Genomic DNA, 19778 nt, shown 5'->3' on the forward strand with positions numbered 1-19778 from the left:
CTTGCGATGAACGCACCGGATGCGCCGCTCGCGACGGACAGCATCCACGGAACACGCCCTAAGCCCGTTCCGGGGCGCGCCGCCGCGGGTGCTACGGGGCGGACCCGTCCGCCCCCGCGTCCGGGGCGGTGCGGCCGAACAGGCGCGGCCCCTCGCGCGGGGGCTGCGGCGGGCGCACCGCCACCTCCGTCCACCTGCGCTCCAACAGGCGGCGCACGGCCGCGGCGCCCGTCCCGGGCGAGGCCTCCCCGCCGTCCGGCGGGCGCACCCCGCCCTCGGGGGACTCCAGGGCCAGCGCCTCCCGGAGCAGCTCCGCGGAGTCCGGCCTCTCGTCCGGGTCCTTGGACATCGCGGCGAGCACCAGCCGCTCCAGGCCGGGCGGCAGGTGCTGGAGGTCGGGCTCCTCGAACATCACGCGCCGGGCCATCTCCTTGACGTCCGCCCTCCCGAACGGGTCGTGCGCCACCGAGGCGAACGCCGTCACCGCCCCCCACAGGAACACGTCGGCCTTCTGCGTCGTGGGCCGGCGCTGGTACTGCTCGGGGCTGATCCACCCGGGCGTTCCCAGCCGGTCCACCGTCGAGGAGACCCGCTCGTCCGCCAGGGTGTCCGGTGAGGGCAGCCCGAGGTCGCGGTAGGCGCGGCGCATCCGGCGCAGCCGGATCCACTTGGTCGGGTCGGGGTCCTCCACGGGATGCGCGATGCCGAAGTCGAGGATCTTGGGTCCGGTGGGGGAGAGCACCACGTTGCTCGGCTTGAGGTCGCGGTGCACCACCCCGGCCGCGTGGACGGCACGCAGCGCCTCGGCCGTGCCGACGGCCAGGCCCAGCAGCATGCCCCTGCGCAGGCGCCCGAACCGCTCCACGTGGTACCGCAGGGTCGGCCCGGGGACGTACTCGGTGATCATCCACGGCAGGTCCGCCTCCACGTCGGCGCGCACGAACCGCGCCACCGAGGGGCTGTTCACCCTGGAGAGCAGGCGGGCCTCGAGCGCGAAGCGCTCGCGGAACCGGCGGTCGGCGGCCTGACCCGGGTGGACGACCTTCACCGCCAGGTAGCCCTGCACGCCGGGGGAGTCCGCCGCGTACACGGTGCCCATGCCACCGGAGCCGATCCGGCCGCGCACCCTGTGCCCGCCGATCTCGCGGGGGTCCCCGGGCTCCAGGGGGTCGAGCCTGCGTGCGCCTCTGGCCTTCATGGACGCTCCCTTGTCGGTGGGGGCTGCTGCGCCGGAGTCTATCCGCGGCCCCCTCGGGGCCGGTCGGCACGCGCCGCACCCCGGCTCCCGGCGGCCCGCCCGCCGGGGGCGCCGGACGACCCTCCGGAACGTCGTCGCCCTCTGGCACTGTCGAGGGCGAGAGGAAGGCGACGCCATGACACCCGGACAGTTCATCGACGCGGCGCTGTGGTTCCCCGAGGCCGACGAGAGCGAGCCCTTCGGTCCCGGCGCCCTGGTCTACAAGGTGGCGGGGCAGAAGATGTTCGCCCTGCTCACAGGGGGGTCCGACCAGGGCGGCGAGGACGACGCCCCGGCCACGGTCAACCTCAAGTGCGATCCCGGCCTGGCCCTGGAGCTGCGGGACCGGTACCCGGCCGTCACCCCCGGTTACCACATGAGCAAGAAGCACTGGAACTCCGTGCTCCTCGACGGCACCGTGCCCGACGACGAGGTCGCGGAGATGCTGAGGCACTCCTACGTCCTGGTGGCGAGTAGCCTGCGCAGAGCCGACCGCGACCGCGTGCTCGCCGTGCTCGGCGACGACGCGCCGGACCTCGGAGGGGCGGGCACGGCGACACCGGAACAGGCGTGAACGCGCCCGGTCCACGGGAGAGGAGGGCGACCACGTGTCCGACGGAACCTTCCGGCCCGCGGTCGTGCAGGGTGTCCTGGAACGCATCACCTACGCCAACGAGGACAACGGGTACACCGTCGCCAAGGTCGACACGGGGCGGGGCGCGCACGACCTCCTCACCGTCGTCGGATCCCTCATGGGGGTCCAGCCGGGAGAGGCGCTGCGCATGCACGGCCGCTGGGGGTCGCACCCCCAGTACGGCAGGCAGTTCCACGTGGACGACTACACCACCGTCCTGCCCGCCACCGTGCAGGGCATCCGCCGCTACCTCGGCTCGGGCCTGATCAAGGGCATCGGCCCCAAGATGGCCGAGCGCATCGTCGGGCACTTCGGCACCGAGGCGCTGGAGGTCATCGAGGAGCACCCCGAGAGGCTCGTCGAGGTGCCCGGCCTCGGACCCAAGCGCACCAGGCTCATCGCGGACGCCTGGGAGGAGCAGAAGGCCATCAAGGAGGTCATGGTCTTCCTCCAGGGGGTCGAGGTCACCACCTCCCTCGCCGTGCGCATCTACAAGAAGTACGGCGACGCCTCCGTCGACGTCGTGCAGAAGGAGCCGTACCGCCTGGCCACCGACGTCTGGGGGATCGGCTTCAAGACCGCCGACACCATCGCCCGGGCCGTGGGCATCCCGCACGACAGCCCGCAGCGGGTGATGGCCGGGATCCAGTTCACCCTCTCGGAGTCCACGGGCGACGGCCACTGCTACCTCCCCGAGGAGAAGCTCATCTCCGCCGCGGTGAAGATCCTCCAGGTGGAGGCGGGCCTGGTGATCGAGTGCCTCGCCGAACTCGTCGCCGCCGAGGGCGTGGTCCGCGAGACCGTGCCCGGCCCCGCGGGCGAACCCGTCCGCGCCGTCTACCTGCTGCCGATGCACCGCGCCGAGATCGGCCTCACCTCGGGGCTGCGCTCGCTGCTCGCCCACCCGGCCGACCGCATCCCCGCCTTCGCCGGAGCGGACTGGGACGTCGTCATGGACTGGCTGCGCAAGCGCACCCGTGCCGACCTCGCCGAGGCCCAGCGCGAGGCCGTCCGGCTGGCCCTCACGGAGAAGGTGTGCGTGCTCACCGGCGGCCCCGGCTGCGGCAAGTCCTTCACCGTCGCGTCCGTCGTCACGCTGGCCGCTGCCAAGCAAGCGAAGATCATCCTCGCCGCGCCCACGGGGCGGGCCGCCAAGCGCCTCACCGAGATGACCGGGATCGAGGCGCGCACGGTGCACCGGCTCCTCGAACTCCGGCCGGGGGGCGACGCCGCCTTCGACCGCGACAACCCCCTCGACTGCGACCTGCTGGTCGTGGACGAGGCGTCGATGCTGGACGTGCTCCTGGCCAACAAGCTGGTCAAGGCGGTGCCGCCCGGGGCCCACCTGCTGTTCGTCGGCGACGTCGACCAGCTGCCGTCGGTCGGGGCGGGCCAGGTCCTCAGGGACCTCCTGGCCGAGGGCTCCCCCGTCCCCAGCGTGCGCCTGACCCACGTCTTCCGGCAGGCCCAGGACTCCGGCGTCATCACCAACGCCCACAGGATCAACGGCGGGGAGCCGCCGCGGTTCGAGGGCATGGCCGACTTCTTCCTGTTCCCCTGCGAGGAGTCCGAGGACGCGGCGCGGATGACCGTGGACGTGGTCGCCAACCGGATCCCCCGCAGGTTCGGCCTCGACCCGCGCCGGGACGTCCAGGTGCTCACCCCCATGAAGGGCGGGCCCGCCGGGGCGGCCAACCTCAACACGGTGCTCCAGTCCGCGGTGACCCCCGCGGGCGACCACGTCCCGGAGCGCCGTTTCGGCGGCCGGGTCTTCCGTGTCGGCGACAAGGTCACGCAGATCCGCAACAACTACGACAAGGGCGAGAACGGGGTGTTCAACGGGACGCTCGGCGTGGTCGAGGGCATCGACGCGGTCGCCCAGGAGATCACGGTGCGCACGGACGAGGAGGAGGAGATCGTCTACGACTTCGCGGAACTGGACGAACTCGCCCACGCCTACGCCATCACCGTGCACCGCTCCCAGGGCAGCGAGTACCCCGCCGTGGTCGTCCCCGTCACCACCAGCGCCTGGATGATGCTCCAGCGCAACCTCCTCTACACGGCCGTCACCAGGGCCAAGAGGCTGGTCGTCCTGGTGGGGTCCCGCCGGGCCCTGGCCCAGGCGGTCCGCAACGCCTCCTCCGGCCACCGGCACACAGCCCTGGCACACCGGCTCCGGTCGGCCCCGGCGGGCGCCTGAACGCGGGCTCCCCACCGCCCCGGCCCGAGGGGCGGAGCCGCCGCCCTGCGCGCCGCCGGGCCTTACTAGGCTGGCGGGCGTGGAACACGTGGAGCAGCAGACCCTGGTCGTGGTGGGCGCGGTCGTCATCCGGGACGGCCTGGCGCTGGCCGCCCAGCGGGCCGACCCCCCGGCCCTGCGGGGGAGGTGGGAGTTCCCCGGCGGCAAGGTCGACCCGGGGGAGACCCCGGCCGACGCGGTGGTCCGCGAGTGCCGGGAGGAACTCGGTGTGACCGTCCGGCCCCTCCACAGGATCGGTGAGGACGCGCCCTTCCCCGCTCCCGGCCCCTCCCGGCCGAGGCCCGCCGTGCTCCGGCTCTGGCGCGTCGAACTGGTCGCCGGCGAGCCCGAGGCGCTGGAACACCTCTCCCTGCGCTGGCTCACCGCCTCCGACCTGCGCACCGTCCCGTGGCTGCCCGCGGACGTCCCCTTCCTCGACCTGATCGCACCCCTGCTCGCACCGGGGACAGCCGTCCACCCGTAGGCTGTACCCATCGGTCCGTCCGCGACCGGGGCCCGTGCCCGGCCTCCGCCGGCGCCCGGGACACGCCCCGGCGGACGCCGGAGAGCACCACCCCGGTACCGCCCTCGCCCGGTCGAGCGGTCGGCGCCGGGAGGGAAACGGGCTCGGGGAAGAACCGGGCGTCCCACCGCGTCGAAGACTCGGACCCGCGGCGACGCACTCGGAACCTCCGCGGACCGACCCCGTGCCACCGTTCCCGGACCGGTACGGCCGTCCGTGAGGTGAACGCGGGGTGGCCGGCGCCGGCGCCGGGCGGTCGGGGGTGACCGGGGTGACCCGCACGTTTCCCAACCAGACCACTATGACCGCATAAACTGGCAACGGGCCGTGGCAATCTGCGGTCTCTTCCCAGTACCAGGAGATCGAGACTTTCCCATGTCCAGCGCTACGCCCGTCGAGGGCTCCGCACGCCGCAGCGACCTCCGCAACGTCGCGATCGTGGCCCACGTGGACCACGGCAAGACGACCCTCGTTGACGCCATGCTCTGGCAGTCCGGTGTGTTCCGTGAGAACCAGGACGTCGACGACCGGGTGATGGACTCCAACGACTTGGAGCGCGAGAAGGGCATCACCATTCTCGCGAAGAACACGGCCGTCCACTACACCACGCCCGAGGGCGAGGACGTGGTCATCAACATCATCGACACCCCCGGCCACGCCGACTTCGGCGGCGAGGTCGAGCGCGGCCTGTCCATGGTCGACGGCGTCGTCCTGCTCGTGGACGCGAGCGAGGGTCCGCTCCCGCAGACCCGCTTCGTGCTCCGCAAGGCCCTCCAGGCCAAGCTCCCCGTCATCCTCGTCATCAACAAGGTCGACCGGCCCGACAGCCGGATCGCCGAGGTCGTGGACGACACCTACGAGCTGTTCATGGACCTGGACGCCGACGAGTCGCAGATCGAGTTCCCGATCGTCTACACCTGCGCCCGCGACGGCAAGGCCTCCCTGGAGCGTCCCGAGAACGGCACCGTGCCGGAGAACGACAACCTCGTTCCGCTCTTCAGCACCATCCTGGAGACCATCCCGGCCCCGGAGTACATCCCGGACGCACCCCTCCAGGCCCACGTCACCAACCTGGACGCCTCCCCCTTCCTGGGCCGCCTCGCGCTCGTCCGGGTGCAGCAGGGCGAGCTCCGCAAGGGCCAGCAGGTCGCGTGGATCCGCACCGACGGCAGCACCCAGCAGGTCAAGATCACCGAGCTGCTGATGACCGACGGGCTGGAGCGCAAGCCCGCCGAGAAGGCTGGGCCCGGCGACATCGCGGCCATCGCCGGCATCGAGAACATCATGATCGGCGAGACCCTCGCCGACCTGGAGAACCCGGTCCCGCTCCCCCTGATCACGGTGGACGAGCCGGCCATCTCCATGACCATCGGCACCAACACCTCGCCGCTCGTCGGCAAGGTCAAGGGCTCCAAGGTCACCGCCCGCCTGGTCAAGGACCGCCTGGAGAAGGAGCTCGTCGGCAACGTCTCCCTGCGCATCCTGCCCACCGAGCGGCCCGACACCTGGGAGGTGCAGGGCCGCGGCGAGCTGGCCCTGGCCATCCTGGTCGAGCAGATGCGCCGCGAGGGCTACGAGCTGACCGTCGGCAAGCCGCAGGTGGTCACCAAGGTCATCGACGGCAAGGTCCACGAGCCCGTCGAGCGCCTCACGGTGGACGCCCCCGAGGAGTACATGGGCGCCATCACCCAGCTGCTCAGCGTCCGCAAGGGCCGCATGGAGAACATGGTCAACCACGGCACCGGCTGGGTGCGCATGGACTGGCTGGTCCCCTCCCGCGGCCTCATCGGCTTCCGCACCGAGTTCCTCACCGAGACCCGGGGCACCGGTATCGCCCACCACGTCTTCGAGAAGGTCGAGCCGTGGTTCGGTGAGCTGCGCACCCGTCCCAACGGGTCCCTGGTGGCCGACCGGGCGGGCGTCGCGGTGCCGTTCGCGATGTTCAACCTCCAGGAGCGCGGCACGCTGTTCGTCGAGCCCACCACCGAGGTGTACGAGGGCATGATCGTCGGCGAGAACTCGCGCTCCGACGACATGGACGTCAACATCACCAAGGAGAAGAAGCTCACCAACATGCGCTCGGCCACCGGCGACGAGCTGGTGCGCCTGGTGCCGCCGCGCAAGCTGTCCCTGGAGCAGGCCCTGGAGTTCTGCCGCGAGGACGAGTGCGTCGAGGTCACCCCCGAGCACGTGCGCATCCGCAAGGTCGTCCTCGACCAGAAGGAGCGCGGCCGGACCGCGGCCAACAAGAAGCGCCAGCAGCAGTCCTCGTAGGGCGTACGGGGTCGCACACGGTGGGCGGGTCGCGTACGCGACCCGCCCACCGGGCGTTTTCCCGCCGGGGTGCCCGGGTAGGTCGCAAACAGCATGAAGACCGAGCCCTCGTGTCCCCGGTGCGGGCGCGCGGTCCAGCCTCCGGGGCTGTGGACCAGCGCCTGGCAGTGCGACGTCCACGGAGCCGTGGCCCCGCTGCAGGGGGTTCGCGCCCCGGGCACGTCCTCGCTCGAGGCACTCCTGCCCCAGGCGCGCGTCCCGGTGTGGATCCCCTGGCCGCTGCCCGCCAACTGGGTCGTCACCGGGTTCGCCGAGGCCGGTGACGAACGCAGCGGCGCGCTCGCCACGGTCGTCGCCCTGTCCGGACCCGACCCCCTCGGCGGGGTCGGCGAGATCGCCATCGTCGCCGAGGACCCCGGCGTCGGGCTCGGCGCACGCCTCGCCGGCCTGGACGGGCCGGATCCCGGCAACGGTTTCGACGCGGCGGCGGCCGACGCCAAACTGCGGTTCGACGGCCACGAGATCGCGCTGTGGAACCTGGCGGTGGGACGCGACCGGGCGGTGTACACGGGCGAGGCGCTCGCCCACTGGCTGTGGATCGTCTTCGCCTCCGCCGACACCGGCCTCCTCATGTGCGAGATCAACTCCCTGAGGGACCTGCGCGACATCAACGACGGCGGCGTCGCGCTGGAGCCGCCGTTCGGGGCGGCGAGCCCCTTCCTCTCCCGCGTCCTCGCGCCCCGGGAGCGCTGACCGGGGCCCGCGGGCCCACCCGTTCGGGGCACCCGGGCCGGGACTTACGTACAATCGCCCGGTGACACGTATCGACCTGCACTCGCACAGCTCGGTCTCCGACGGGACCGACGCCCCCGCCGACGTCGTCGGGCACGCGGTCGCCGCGGGTCTGGACGTCCTGGCCCTCACCGACCACGACACCGTCGGCGGGATCGGGGAGGCGGCCGCGCACCTCCCGCCGGGGTTCACGCTCGTCCCGGGCATGGAGCTGTCCTGCGCCTACGCCGGCTCCAGCGTCCACCTGGTGTCCTACCTCTTCGACCCCGAGGACCCCGGCCTGGACGGCGAACTGCGCAGGGTGCGCTCCGACAGGGCCTCCCGTGCGGAGGAGATGGTCCGCAAGCTCAGGGAGCAGGGGGTGGACGTCTCCTGGGAGCGGGTCCTGGAGATCGCGGGGGCGGGCCGGGCGGAGTACGCCGACGCCAACACGATCGGCCGCCCCCACCTGGCCCGCGCGATCGTGGAGGCCGGCGCCGCCCGCGACGTCCAGGACGCCTTCGACCGCTGGATCGGCTCGGGCGGCCCCGCCTACGCCTCCCGCTACGCGATCGACCCCGTCCGCGCGGTCGGCCTGGTCAGGGCCGCGGGCGGGGTGTGCTCCCTGGCCCATCCGGCCCGCGCGGAGGGCTCCCTCAACGGGGCCGTCCCGCTGGACCTCGTGGAGCGCATGGTCGAGGCGGGGCTGGGGGGCATCGAGGCGGACCACCCCTCCCACAACCGGAAGCAGACCGCGTACTGGCGGGGCGTGGCCGCCGACCTGGGCGTGGTGGTGACCGGTTCCAGCGACGACCACGGGAGCCTCACGGGCCACCGGCTCGGACGCCACACCACCGCCCCCGACGCGTTCGACGAGCTCGTGGAGCCCGCGACGGGGGTGCCTCTGATCAAGGGGTGACCAGCGTGTCGCCCTCCGGCGTCCGGTACGGTACCGACCACTGCGCGGTAGCGCGACAATGGTCGCAGCAGAACTACCTGTACCTGGACGAAACCGAAAGGTCTGACGCCGTGTTCTGGAAGCGGAAGCCGAAGAAGCAGGAAGGCCCGGAGGCCACCGATTCCGCTGCGGAGGTCGCGGTGGACGACAAGGCGGCGGCCGGGGCGACCGACTCCGGCACGGCCGGGGAGAACCCGTCCGAGGAGAAGGACGCGGTCGCGGAGGCCTCGGAGAAGGACTCCGGCCGGGCCGACGGCTCCGAGAAGGACCCCGGCGGGGCCGACGGCTCCGAGAAGGACCCCGGCGGGGCCGAGGCGGACGCCGCCTCCACCGACGAGAAGCCCGTCGCCGACGCCGATGCCGACGAGGCGCCCGCCGACGACGAGAAGCCCGTCGTCGGCGAGGGGGAGCCCGACGCGGAGGCCGCCGAGGCGGACGAGGACGCCGAGGCGGTGGCGGCCGAGGCGGACGAGCCCGTCGGGCTGTTCGCCGACGAGACGGAGGAGGTCGGCGTGACCGGCCCCGACCCCGACGGCATCACGCGCGTGCGCAGCGTCGGCGTCTTCGAGTTCGACGACGAGAAGTTCGACGTCGTCGCCAACACGTGGATCGTGAAGGCGGACGACGAGGGCGTCATCGTCATCGACCCCGGTTACGACGCCGAGGCCGTCCTGGAGGCCGTCGGAGACCGCGAGATCTACCTCGTGGCCTGCACCAACGCCTACGGTCCGCACATCGAGTCGGCCATCAAGGTCGCCGAGGAGGCGGACGCCGACATCGCGCTGCACCCCCGCGAGATGCGCGCCTGGCGGCGCCACCACGGGGCCGAGCACCGGCCCGAGATCGAGGTGGAGGGCCAGGGCGCCCTCGACATCGCGGACCTGCACATCGACGTCCTCGCCCTGCCCGGGACCTCCTCCGGCAGCGTCGGCTACTACATCGCCGAACTGGGCGTCGTCTTCAGCGGCGACGCGCTGCGCAAGGGCGAGCCGGGCATGGTCGGCAACACCTACATCGACTACACGACGCAGCTGGCCTCCATCGGTGAGGCGCTGCTGTCCCTCCCGCCGGACACCCGCATCCTGCCGGACCGCGGTCCGTCCACCACCTCGGGCGCGGAGAGCAAGAACTTCGACTCCTGGGTCTGACCCCGGACAGGAGCAACGCCGTGCCGCCGCCCCTCGGGGCGGCGGCACGGCGCGTTCGGGAGCCGGGGGCGAGGGCGGGGCCCGCCCCGGTGCGGCGGCCGGGGCGTGCGCCACCGACCCCCGGCCGGGCGCACCCCGCGGGCGCGCCGTGCGGCCCCGCCCCCGTCACACCCTGGGGCGGGCTGTCCCGGCCGGGGTACTCCACAAGACCCCCGTTGCCACCACCACGTGACCCCGAGGTGCCGGGACCGGCCACGGGTACACGATCATCGGGGGCGGGGACCCAGCGTCACACCGGCGACGGTTCCGGTCGGCCCGTCAGCGCCGGCCGACCGACTCCGTCTCGTTCCAGAACGAGGTCAGCACACCCGACGTGGTCTCGGGCGCCTCGACGTTGGGGGAGTGGCCCGCACCCGGCACCACCAGTCTTCGCGCGCCCATCCGCTCGGCCATGTCGTCCTGGGCGGCCGGGGTCCACGCGGTGTCGTTCTCGCCGTAGACGACGAGCGAGGGGATCTTCAGGTCGGCGAGTTCGCCGACCCGGTCCTCGGCGCCCAGCAGGTCCTCGGCGGTGCGCATCAGCCCCAGGGCGCTGCTGGACAGCAGCCGTTCCCGGAGGAACTCCCGGATCACCGGGTCGGGGGTGCGGCTGCGCGCCTCCGCGTCGAACCGCTCCTCCCACAGCTCGCGGAGCCGTTCGGGGGTGGGGTCGACGGAGAGGGCGGCGATGAGGCCGCGGGCGGTCATGGCGCCCGGGCCGCCCAGGGCCGCCGGGCCGCTGCACATCAGGGTCAGCGAAGCGAGGTCGGCGAGCCCGGACAGGGCGGTCTCGCGGGCCACCAGGCCGCCGAAGGAGTGCCCCACCAGGTGGGCCTGTCCGCTTCCGCCGACGAGGTGGAGGACCTCGGCGACCACGCCGCCGAGGGAGGACAGGCGGTAGTCGGGGAGCTGGACGCCCGGGGGAGCCCGGAGGGTCTCCGGCCCCGGCGACTCGTAGGTGCCGGGAAGGTCGATCGCGACCACTTCCCGGCCCGCCTGGGCGAGGCTCTGGAGGAGGGCGATGAAGTCCTCCTTGCTGCCGGTGAAACCGTGCACCAGGACAGCGGGAGCCAGCTCGGTGCCCCCTGAGGTGGGAAGAGCGCGCAGGGCGGCGAGGGGACCGTAGGAGAGGGGCAGGTCCGCGCGCCGCACGCCCGGCGGCAGGTCGATGAACTGAGGTGTACTCACGTCGGGCCACCCTAGACGATCGGTGGCCCGGCCCGGGATACCCCGGGCCGTGGCCGGCGGAGCGGCCGCCGACACCGGCACCGCGGGGGAGACGCGGTGCCCGCACGTCGTGCGCTCGCCGTGGCGCCCGTCCTCACGGGCGCGGCACGGCGGAGGGGTCAGGTGTTCTCGGGGTCCCGGTGGGCGGTGCCGCCGCGGGTGCGGCGGCGGCGCCGGATCCTGCGGGCGCCCTCGTCGGTGGATGCGGCACCGCCGCGGGGGGCCTCCGCCTGGGCCGGGGCGGTGGTCTCCGCCTTGACCGAGGTCCCCTCGGCCGGAGCCGATCCCTGGCCGCCGCGGGTACGGCGGCGCGAGCGGTTGCGGCCGCGTTCGCCGCCGCCCTCGCCCCGGCCGCCGGTTCCACGGCCGCCCTCGCCCCGGCCGCCGGTTCCGCGGTCGCGGCCGCCGTCACGCCGCCCGCCGCGGTCGCCCCGGGGCATGCCGGTGTCGCCGATGTCCTCGATCTCCTCGGCCTCCAGGCCGGCGTGGTCGGCACGCTTGTCGGCGGCCAGCTTGCCCTTGGTCCCGGCGGGGATCCGCAGCGCCTCGAAGAAGTGCGGCGAGGTGGAGTAGGTCTCCTCCGGCTCGGCGAAGGGCAGGTCCAGGGCCGCGTTGATCAGCTTCCAGCGCGGCATCTCCTGCCAGTCCACGAAGGTGACGGCGGTGCCGCTGCGCCCGGCGCGGCCGGTGCGGCCGATGCGGTGCGTGTAGGTCTTCTCGTCCTCGGGCGTCTCGTAGTTGACGACGTGCGTGACGTCGTCCACGTCGAGCCCGCGGGCGGCCACGTCGGTGGCGACCAGGATGTTGATCTTGCCGTTGCGGAAGGCCCGCAGCGCCCGCTCGCGCTGGCTCTGCCCCAGGTCGCCGTGGACGGCCGCGACGGCGAACCCGCGCGTCTTGAGCTCGGTGGCCACGCGGTCGCAGGCGCGCTTGGTCTGGCAGAACACCATGCTCTGGCCGTGGTCCTCCGCCTGGACCAGGCGGGCGAGCATCTCGATCTTGTCCATCTGGTGGGTCCGCAGCGCGTGCTGCGTGATCCGTCCGGTGATCGCGGAGCCGTCGATCTCGTTGTCGTCGCCCGCGCGGACGTGCGTCGGCTGGCGCAGGTACTTGCGGGACAGGGAGACGATCTCGCTCGGCATGGTGGCCGAGAAGAGCATCACCTGGCGCTCGGCGGGGATCCTGGTGAGGATGCGCTCGATGTCGGGGAGGAAGCCGAGGTCGAGCATCTTGTCGGCCTCGTCCAGGACCACCGCGGACACCTCGTCCAGGCGCAGGTGCTTCTGGTTCTCCAGGTCGAGCAGCCGGCCCGGGGTGCCGACGACGACGTCGGTGCCCTCCTTGAGCCCGTTGACCTGCGGCTCGTAGGAACGGCCGCCGTAGACGGTCAGCACGCGGCCGCCGCTGCGCTTGGCGGCGGTGGTCAGGTCGGCCGCGACCTGGATGGCCAGCTCACGGGTCGGGACCACCACGAGCGCGCGGGGGCGCTTGGAGGAGCCGGGGGCCTGCTGCGCCCGCTGGAGCAGCGGGAGGCCGAAGGCCAGGGTCTTGCCGGTACCGGTGCGGGCCTGGCCGATGATGTCGCTGCCGTGCAGCGCGATCGGCAGGGCGAGCTCCTGGATCGGGAAGGGCTCCGAGATCCCCTCCGCCTCCAGGGCGTCGGCGAGTTCGGTGCTCACTCCCAGGTCGCGGAAGGTCGTCTTGGGTTTGGTCGTGTCATCTGTGGTGCTCAGGGCTCAAGCCTCCATCTTGGCGGGCCGCAACGTGGCGTGGCCGCGGCGGGGTGCGGTCGCGGTCGGCTCGTGGCCGCCGCGATGGGCGCGGCTCACCGCGGCCGTTACGGCGCGGTGGCGCTGCCTGCGTGATCCGTGCGGTGCGGGGGAACCCCCTCCGCGGATCGCGGACCGTCCCCGCGTGGACGGGGAGCATCCGTGGTTCGTGGTTTCCTGGCGCGGTCTCGGCGACCACGTCGGTGGTGCGGGTCCGCGCCCGGGTGGGCGCCGCCTGCGCGGCGCCGAGGCGTGGGAGCGTCCCCGCGTGTGTGAGGAGAGTCTCGGGTCGACCGCACACGCCGGTCATCACGCAGAGTCTAGCTGGTGACGCGCCGGGTGGACATAGCAGTTCACTCCGGCTGTGGACGGCTGGGACCGTACCCGCTCCCAGCGTGTGCAACCGTGCCGGCGGCCCGTTTAGTCCCCGTGGACCCCCGTGCCGCGCCCCGCGGCCGGGCGATACCCTGGCGGGCATGACCAAAGGCCCCTCTGCCGACCCCGGCGTGATCGACCTGCTCGGGCTGCTCGCCTACGCGGAGCTCGGTTCCTTCTTCCGTCTCGCGGACGACGCCGGACTCGCCCCGTCGCTGCGGGGCAAGGGCCAGCTGGCGGCCCTGGCCGCCGCCGAGCAGGCGCACTACCAGACGCTCCGGGACCGCCTGGAGGAGCTGGGGGTCGTCCCCGAGGAGGCCATGGAGCCGTTCGTGGCGCCGCTGGACGCCTGGCACGAGCGCACCGAGGCGCAGAGCTGGCTGGAGAGCCTCGTCAAGACCTACGTCGGCGACGGCATCGCGGGTGACTTCTACCGCAAGGTCGCGGCGCTGGCGGACGAGGAGACCGCGGCCCTGGTCGAGGGAGTCCTGGCCGAGACCGGGCGCGCCGAGTTCGTCTCCGGGGCGGTGCGCGCCGCCGTGGCGGAGGACCCCAGGCTGGCCGGCCGGCTCTCCCTGTGGGCCCGCCGGCTGGTCGGCGAGGCGCTCAGCCAGGCGCAGCACGTGGCGGTGGCCCGCCCCCGGCTGGCCGCGCTCCTGGCCGAGGACCCCCAGGGCTCCGCCGGCGCCACCGCGCTCGGCGACCTGGCCGCCGTGAGCCGGATGTTCGCCTCCCTCACCGACCGCCACAAGGCGCGCCTCGACGCCATGGGCCTGTCCGCCTGACACGGGCCGCGCCGGACCGGGGACACCACGGACACTTGACCCGTACCAGGGGCTCCCTTGGTCAAGCGGGGGTAATATCCAACACTTTCGTGACGATTCGTTGGTGGGGACACGTAAACTCGTTGAAGTCTCCCGTCTCCTGACCACGCGAGTAGGTACTTCCATGCCCCGTGGGACCTCCGTGCGCCATCCGCTGGCCGGACTCACCCGTGACTTCCACAAGATCGGCCCGCTGGGCGGCCCGATCGATCCCTGGATGTGCTCTGAGCTGGACCAGCACGCCGCACAGGTGTGCGAGGGCATCACCTCCTCGGGGAGCGGGATCAACGCCCGCACCCTCGGCACCTACCTCCACGGCTTCCTCGACGGGTGCCTCGAAAGGGGCTGGGACTCGGAGGCGGTCGAATACGACTGGGAGACCCTCCGCATTCTCGCGATCTGCCGACTGGCCAAGGACCGTGGTTTCGTCCGCTAGGTTGGTGACGTCCGCAGGCGGGTGTGACCCACGACGCGAGGTTCCCCGTGGGCACCTGCCGTTCCGGTTCTCCGGCGAAAAACCCGCGCCGGGCGTACGCTGAAAGGCGTAGGCCGCTCCGGGCGGCCGATAAGCGGCCCGGCGCATCGTGGTCGGACCGGGGCACTGCGGAATGCAACGTGGGATTCGCGGTGTTATGTCGGTTCGGGAGCGGACCGGCGGACGCCGTAACTGGCGGAGCGGCCCGCAGAGCCGCGAGAAAGGAATGCGAATGAGGAGCGGTCGACATGGGGCTGCGCGCCCACCGGTCGGCGTCCTGATCCAACAGGACCGCGTCGACTTCGCGCTGTTCGCACTGATCATCGTCGTCGCACTGGTGTCGATGTTCTTCACCGGGCCGGGGAACCTCGCCTTCTGGCTGGCTTTCCTGCCGATCATCGCCTCCGTCGTCCTCGCCTTCCGGAGGATCGAGCACCTGTCGCGCCTGGAGCTGCGCGACTCCGAGTTCCTCTGAGGGCCGCCCCGCAAGGGCGCGGCGCACACGGCGAGGGCGGGGCCTGGTGGCCCCGCCCTCCTCTGCTGTCCGCGGTCTCAGGGATCCGCGGACCTTTCCGTCACGAGGCGGGCCCGCCTCCCGGTCCGGGCCGGGTGGAGGCGGACGGCGCCTGGCCCGAGGCCGTGGCGCCCTCCCTGCGCTCGGTGGGACCGCTCATCGCGGCCTCCCTGCCGGCCCGGTAGCTCTCGTCCTTGTTGAGGCGGCCGGTCTCGCGCTCGGCCACGTCGAGCCAGCGGGACCAGCGCGAGCGCATCGGCTCGATCATGCCGCCGCCGACGCCGACGACGAGGATGCCGCCGATCGTCGCCAGGACGGCGATCAGGACCGGCATGGTCACGCTCACGGCGACGCCCATCTGGTTCAGCGCCGCGATGACACCGAGGGCCAGGATGAACACCCCCGCCACGTTGGCGATGAACCGGCCGTAGGACAGGCCGCCCAGCGCGCCCGAGATGATGTCGCGGACCGCCTTGGCGATCATGGCGGCGACCACGACGATCACCAGGGCCACGATGCCGCGCGGGATCCAGGAGATGACGTCGCTGAGCAGCGTGCTGATCGGGTTCGGACCGAAGACGTTGAACGCGAGAGTGAACACGAACAGCAGTCCGACGTAGTAGATGATCTTTCCGCACAGCTCGCTGGCGGTCCAGCGGCTCCGCTCGAAGTACTCGCCCACACCCCCGCGGTGCAGTGCGCGGTCCAGTCCGACGCCGTGCAGGCCCTTCGCGACCCCCTTGCCCACCAGCCAGGCGATGAACCAGCCCAGAACCAGGATCACGAGGAAGCCGATCAGCAGCGGTACGAAACCCACCACCGCCTGCCAGGCCGTCGTCAGGCCCTGACCCATGTCCATAACGTCTTCACCCCCAAATCGCTCACTCCGCCGGCGTGCCGAATTCGGCCCGGGCGGACTCCGCGAAGAGAAGCCATTTACTTCTCATTCCGGCGATACCCGGCGAACGGGAATCGAACCGCTTGTGAGACGTCGGGCGAGGGGATTGCCTTTTCTTGGTGAATTTCTTGCGAAAAAGGGGGAGAGGGATTCGCCGTGAGGGGGGACAATGCCGCCGGGACGATCGGTTCCGCCACAACGCGGGACCCCCGGGCGCGCCGTGCGCCCGGGGGTCCTCGCGCCCCGGCGGGCGCGGCGTCCGCGGGTCCCGGGGAGCGCGCCGAGCGTTCTAGGCGTCCTGCTCGTCGGCCCTGCGCTGGAGGTCCCAGCCGCTTATGCCCCGCCAGGCCAGCCGGGCGACGAGCTGCTCGGCGGCGTCCTTGGGGACGGCCCCGTGGTTGTTGAGCCAGTACCGGGCGCTGGTCTCGGCCATGCCGACCAGGCCGATGCTCAGCAGGTGCGCCTCCTCGTCGGAGATGCTGGTGTCCTGCCGGATCACCGCGCCGATGAGCTCGGCGCAGCGCTGGAAGGTCTGCTCGGTCTTCTCCCGCACCGCCGGAAGGTTGCGCAGGTCGGACTCGAACACCAGCCGGAAGGCCTCGCCGTCCCCCGCCACGAAGTCGAAGTAGGCCTGGAAGCTGGCGGCGACCCTCTGCCGGTTGTCGTCCGTGCTCTCCAGGGCTTCGCGCTGCTTCTCGACCAGCGCCTCGGAGTGCTCTTCGAGCAGGGCGAGGTAGAGCTCCAGCTTCCCCGGAAAGTGCTGGTAGAGCACTGGCTTGCTGACACCCGCGCGGTCGGCGATCTCGTCCATCGCCGCCGCGTGGTAGCCGCGGGCGACGAAGATCTCCTGTGCCGCGGACAGGAGTTGGCGGCGCCGCCTGACCCGGGGCAAGCGGGTGCCCCGGGCGCGGGCGTCTGAAGGAGCTGTCACACCCACACCCTCCGAACTCGGCATGGCAGATGCGCGCCATGTCCGAACATCTGCGTGGCTAGTGCTGCCGGGCGCGGCCGGTCACCGGCGCGCCGTCACAGCTTTCGCCCCATCCTACTCCCGCGTAGCTTCCGTGCGGGCGGGGAGAAGGGGACGGAAGGGGCGATCGGGGCACGGGAGCCCCTCCCCGTCGGCGGGCCGGCACGGCAGCCGGACGCCGGAACCGCGGCGCGGGCGGGCCGGCACGGTCTCACCGCCGCTCCTCCTCGTCGCCGACCTCCAGGGACTGCTCCACCACGTCGCCCTCGTCGGCCTGGTCGAAGCTCTCCTCGGAGGGGGCCTCCCAGCGGCCGTCGTCGTCGCCCGCGGGCGCGCGCTGCTCGGCCGCGTCGGCCTCGGGCACCTCGACCCCGGGCGTCTCGGCCCCGGGCGCCTCGGCCCCCTGCTCCCCGGTGGCGCCGGAGGCCGGACGCCTGTCGGCGGAACTGTTCTCTGAAGTCACGGGGTGCTCCCCACGTCGTCGCTGAACGTACAGGCGACACTACCCGCCGGTCCGCGCGGCACACGGGGCCGCGCGGAATGAACCGCCGGGACGCGTTCGTTGGTGCTGGAAGGAACGGGCGCGCGGGTGTCGTGTCCCACGCCTCCCCGCGGTGGGAATGGAAAACCCCACCCGTTAGGTTGGGTATAAGTGCAAGCACGCTTCGCCCCCGCACCCTCCCCGGTCCGGTACGGGCGGTCCGAAGCACCCTGAACAGACATGAGGAGTCACCGTGTCGCTGCCGCCGCTGGTGGAACCAGCTGACGAGCTGACCGTGGACGAGGTGCGCCGCTACTCGCGCCACCTGATCATCCCCGACGTGGGCATGGACGGGCAGAAGCGCCTGAAGAACGCCAAGGTGCTGGTCGTCGGCGCGGGCGGCCTGGGCTCCCCGGCGCTGCTCTACCTGGCCGCCGCGGGCGTGGGCACGCTCGGCATCATCGACTTCGACGTCGTGGACGAGTCCAACCTCCAGCGCCAGGTCATCCACGGGCAGAGTGACGTCGGCCGCCCCAAGGCCGAGTCCGCCCGGGACAGCATCAAGGAGGTGAACCCCAACGTCGAGGTCGTCCTGCACCAGGACCGCCTGGAGTCGGACAACGCGTTGGAGATCTTCGCCCCCTACGACCTGATCCTGGACGGGACCGACAACTTCGCGACCCGCTACCTGGTCAACGACGCCGCCGTACTGCTGAACAAGCCGTACGTGTGGGGTTCCATCTACCGGTTCGACGGCCAGGTCAGCGTCTTCTGGAACGAGTACGGTCCCCAGTACCGCGACCTGTACCCCGAGCCCCCGCCGCCCGGCATGGTGCCGTCCTGCGCCGAGGGCGGCGTCCTCGGCGTGCTCTGCGCCTCCATCGGCTCCGTCATGGTCAACGAGGCCATCAAGCTGATCACCGGCATCGGCGACCCGCTGGTGGGCCGCCTGCTCATCTTCGACGCCCTGGAGATGACCTGGCGCGAGGTCAAGGTCCGCAAGGACCCCGACACCGAGCCCGTCACCGAGCTGATCGACTACGAGGCGTTCTGCGGCGCCGTGTCGGAGGAGGCCACCGAGGCCGCCGCCGGTTCGACGATCACCGCGCCCGAGCTCAAGGAGCTCCTGGACAACAAGCCCGGGGACGTCTTCCTCGTGGACGTCCGCGAGAAGAACGAGTACGAGATCGTCAGCATCCCGGGCGCGACGCTCATCCCGAAGGGCGAGTTCCTCAACGGGAAGGCGTTCGAGAGGCTGCCGCAGGACAAGCGCATCGTCCTGCACTGCAAGTCGGGCGTGCGCTCGGCCGAGGCCCTCGCGGCGGTGCACGCCGCCGGGTTCTCCGACGCGGTGCACGTCGGCGGCGGCGTCCTGGCCTGGATCAACCAGGTCGACCCCAGCCTGCCCGCCTACTAGCGGCCGGGGGGACCCCTTCCGAACGGCGCCGGGAACCCCTCCCGGCGCCGTTCGCGTTCCCCGGCAGGGAGTGGGTACAAGAACCCAGAGGCCGTCGGCCGATCTCCGGGGCGGCCCTGCTGCTGGGAGGTGGCGTTATGCGAGAGAAGGGACGCAGGGCCGACTGGGTGGCGGTCGCCGCCGGTCTGGCCCTGGGAGTGAGCTGGCTCTGGCACGGGATGTACGGGTTCAGCGGGGGAGCGATGTTCGTCCTCGGACTGGGCGTCGTCGTGGCCGCCACGTTCTCCCTCACCCGCCCGGGCGCCCTGTCGAGCGAGCTGGGGGTCCTCGCGATCGGCGTGCTGGTGTTCGCGATGCCCTGGCTCCTGGGCTTCACCCACCTGCCCGCGGCCGCCTGGTCGGCGTGGGTCATCGGCGGCGGTATCGCCCTGCTCGGGGCCTTCGGCCTGGCGCAGGCCGACCGGGCCCGCAAGCGCGACCCCGACCTGGCCTGGAGCGCGCACGTCAACGAGATCCCGACCTGACCCGCCGGCCGGGCCGCCGGGGGCGCGGGGGCCGTACCCGCGAGGGCGCGGGGCGGCCCCCGCGCGCGCTCGATAGGCTGCGCGGGTGTTCACGGACGAGGAGGGCGGGCCGGACGACTACGCGGAGGACGTCCTCGCGCTGGTCGAGCGGATCCCGCCGGGACGGGTGATGGCCTACGGCGACATCGCCGAGCACGTCGGGCGGGGAGGCCCCCGCCAGGTCGGCTCGGTCATGTCCGCGTGGGGCGGCGGGGTGCCCTGGTGGCGGGTGGTGCGCTCGGACGGGCGCCCGGCGTCCGGCCACGAGGTACGTGCGCTTTCCCACTATGCGGCGGAGAGCACGCCCATGCGCCCGGGAAGCGACCGGGTGGACATGCGCAAAGCCCGCTGGGACGGGGCTTCCGGGGCCTGAGGAGCTGGTTGGAAGCCCGGGAGGCGTCCGAGAAGGTCGCCGTCTTCTGGTGAACTGGTGGTGTGAACA

At 72.5% G+C, this 19778-nt stretch carries 19 protein-coding genes; 13 read left to right on the top strand and 6 right to left on the bottom strand.

What is annotated here, in order from left to right; all coding sequences use genetic code 11:
- Window positions 1-91 precede the first annotated feature (91 nt).
- Entirely contained in the window at window positions 92-1198 is a 1107-nt protein-coding gene (locus OUQ99_RS04870) for a serine/threonine-protein kinase (protein WP_267948229.1), read from the bottom strand.
- Between the two features lie 175 nt (window positions 1199-1373).
- On the opposite strand from OUQ99_RS04870, the gene OUQ99_RS04875 reads away from it, so the two are divergent.
- The 7 genes from OUQ99_RS04875 (at window position 1374) to OUQ99_RS04905 (ending at window position 9784) form a co-directional block, all read left to right on the top strand.
- Entirely contained in the window at window positions 1374-1811 is a 438-nt protein-coding gene (locus OUQ99_RS04875; protein WP_267948230.1) for an MmcQ/YjbR family DNA-binding protein, read from the top strand.
- Window positions 1812-1845: 34 nt separating this feature from the next.
- Window positions 1846-4071, top strand: a complete 2226-nt coding sequence (gene recD2 / locus OUQ99_RS04880) for an SF1B family DNA helicase RecD2 (protein WP_267948231.1) — start codon at window positions 1846-1848, stop codon at window positions 4069-4071.
- An 88-nt stretch (window positions 4072-4159) separates the two neighbouring features.
- Window positions 4160-4594: a (deoxy)nucleoside triphosphate pyrophosphohydrolase gene (locus tag OUQ99_RS04885; RefSeq protein ID WP_267950255.1), complete on the top strand. Its 435-nt coding sequence runs from the start codon at window positions 4160-4162 to the stop codon at window positions 4592-4594.
- Window positions 4595-5008: 414 nt separating this feature from the next.
- Window positions 5009-6907: a translational GTPase TypA gene (gene typA, locus OUQ99_RS04890; protein WP_267948232.1), complete on the top strand. Its 1899-nt coding sequence runs from the start codon at window positions 5009-5011 to the stop codon at window positions 6905-6907.
- A 93-nt stretch (window positions 6908-7000) separates the two neighbouring features.
- Complete coding sequence (locus OUQ99_RS04895; protein WP_267948233.1) at window positions 7001-7660, top strand: DUF6758 family protein; 660 nt, start codon at window positions 7001-7003, stop codon at window positions 7658-7660.
- Between the two features lie 61 nt (window positions 7661-7721).
- On the top strand, window positions 7722-8597 hold the full coding sequence (locus OUQ99_RS04900; RefSeq protein WP_267948234.1) for a PHP domain-containing protein: 876 nt from the start codon (window positions 7722-7724) through the stop codon (window positions 8595-8597).
- Window positions 8598-8707: 110 nt separating this feature from the next.
- Window positions 8708-9784, top strand: a complete 1077-nt coding sequence (locus tag OUQ99_RS04905) for an MBL fold metallo-hydrolase (protein WP_267950256.1) — start codon at window positions 8708-8710, stop codon at window positions 9782-9784.
- Between the two features lie 318 nt (window positions 9785-10102).
- Here OUQ99_RS04905 and OUQ99_RS04910 read toward each other — a convergent pair whose 3' ends face one another.
- Window positions 10103-11011, bottom strand: a complete 909-nt coding sequence (locus tag OUQ99_RS04910) for an alpha/beta fold hydrolase (protein WP_267948235.1) — start codon at window positions 11009-11011, stop codon at window positions 10103-10105.
- 158 nt (window positions 11012-11169) lie between these two features.
- The gene (locus OUQ99_RS04915) at window positions 11170-12729 is read right to left on the bottom strand and encodes a DEAD/DEAH box helicase (RefSeq protein WP_267948236.1); all 1560 of its coding nucleotides are present in this window, start codon (window positions 12727-12729) and stop codon (window positions 11170-11172) included.
- Between the two features lie 566 nt (window positions 12730-13295).
- Between OUQ99_RS04915 and OUQ99_RS04920 the strand changes: the two genes are divergently transcribed.
- The 3 genes from OUQ99_RS04920 to OUQ99_RS04930 all read left to right on the top strand — a co-directional run bounded on the left by OUQ99_RS04920 (window position 13296) and on the right by OUQ99_RS04930 (window position 14968).
- Window positions 13296-13979 carry a ferritin-like fold-containing protein gene (locus OUQ99_RS04920; RefSeq protein WP_267948237.1) on the top strand — a complete coding sequence of 228 codons (684 nt, stop codon included), beginning with the start codon at window positions 13296-13298 and terminating at the stop codon, window positions 13977-13979.
- A gap of 163 nt (window positions 13980-14142) precedes the next feature.
- Complete coding sequence (locus OUQ99_RS04925) at window positions 14143-14454, top strand: DUF6401 family natural product biosynthesis protein (RefSeq protein WP_267948238.1); 312 nt, start codon at window positions 14143-14145, stop codon at window positions 14452-14454.
- 271 nt (window positions 14455-14725) lie between these two features.
- On the top strand, window positions 14726-14968 hold the full coding sequence (locus tag OUQ99_RS04930) for a hypothetical protein (RefSeq protein ID WP_267948239.1): 243 nt from the start codon (window positions 14726-14728) through the stop codon (window positions 14966-14968).
- A gap of 100 nt (window positions 14969-15068) precedes the next feature.
- Here the strand turns inward: OUQ99_RS04930 and OUQ99_RS04935 are convergent, their stop codons facing one another.
- The 3 genes from OUQ99_RS04935 to OUQ99_RS04945 all read right to left on the bottom strand — a co-directional run bounded on the left by OUQ99_RS04935 (window position 15069) and on the right by OUQ99_RS04945 (window position 17338).
- A complete protein-coding gene (locus OUQ99_RS04935; RefSeq protein ID WP_267948240.1) occupies window positions 15069-15866 on the bottom strand; it encodes a mechanosensitive ion channel family protein in 798 nt (265 codons plus the stop codon).
- Between the two features lie 328 nt (window positions 15867-16194).
- Entirely contained in the window at window positions 16195-16836 is a 642-nt protein-coding gene (locus OUQ99_RS04940; RefSeq protein WP_267948241.1) for a TetR/AcrR family transcriptional regulator, read from the bottom strand.
- Window positions 16837-17086: 250 nt separating this feature from the next.
- On the bottom strand, window positions 17087-17338 hold the full coding sequence (locus tag OUQ99_RS04945; protein WP_267948242.1) for a hypothetical protein: 252 nt from the start codon (window positions 17336-17338) through the stop codon (window positions 17087-17089).
- 271 nt (window positions 17339-17609) lie between these two features.
- Here OUQ99_RS04945 and moeZ point away from each other — a divergent pair, with 271 nt between their 5' ends.
- The 3 genes from moeZ (at window position 17610) to OUQ99_RS04960 (ending at window position 19709) form a co-directional block, all read left to right on the top strand.
- Window positions 17610-18773, top strand: a complete 1164-nt coding sequence (gene moeZ / locus OUQ99_RS04950; RefSeq protein WP_267948243.1) for an adenylyltransferase/sulfurtransferase MoeZ — start codon at window positions 17610-17612, stop codon at window positions 18771-18773.
- Between the two features lie 137 nt (window positions 18774-18910).
- Window positions 18911-19297, top strand: a complete 387-nt coding sequence (locus OUQ99_RS04955; RefSeq protein ID WP_267948244.1) for an SPW repeat protein — start codon at window positions 18911-18913, stop codon at window positions 19295-19297.
- Between the two features lie 85 nt (window positions 19298-19382).
- A complete protein-coding gene (locus OUQ99_RS04960) occupies window positions 19383-19709 on the top strand; it encodes an MGMT family protein (RefSeq protein ID WP_267948245.1) in 327 nt (108 codons plus the stop codon).
- The last annotated feature ends 69 nt before the right edge of the window (window positions 19710-19778 follow it).

Origin of the sequence: Streptomonospora nanhaiensis, from assembly GCF_026642255.1 — a bacterium.
In the GTDB taxonomy this organism is placed as follows: domain Bacteria; phylum Actinomycetota; class Actinomycetes; order Streptosporangiales; family Streptosporangiaceae; genus Nocardiopsis; species Nocardiopsis tropica.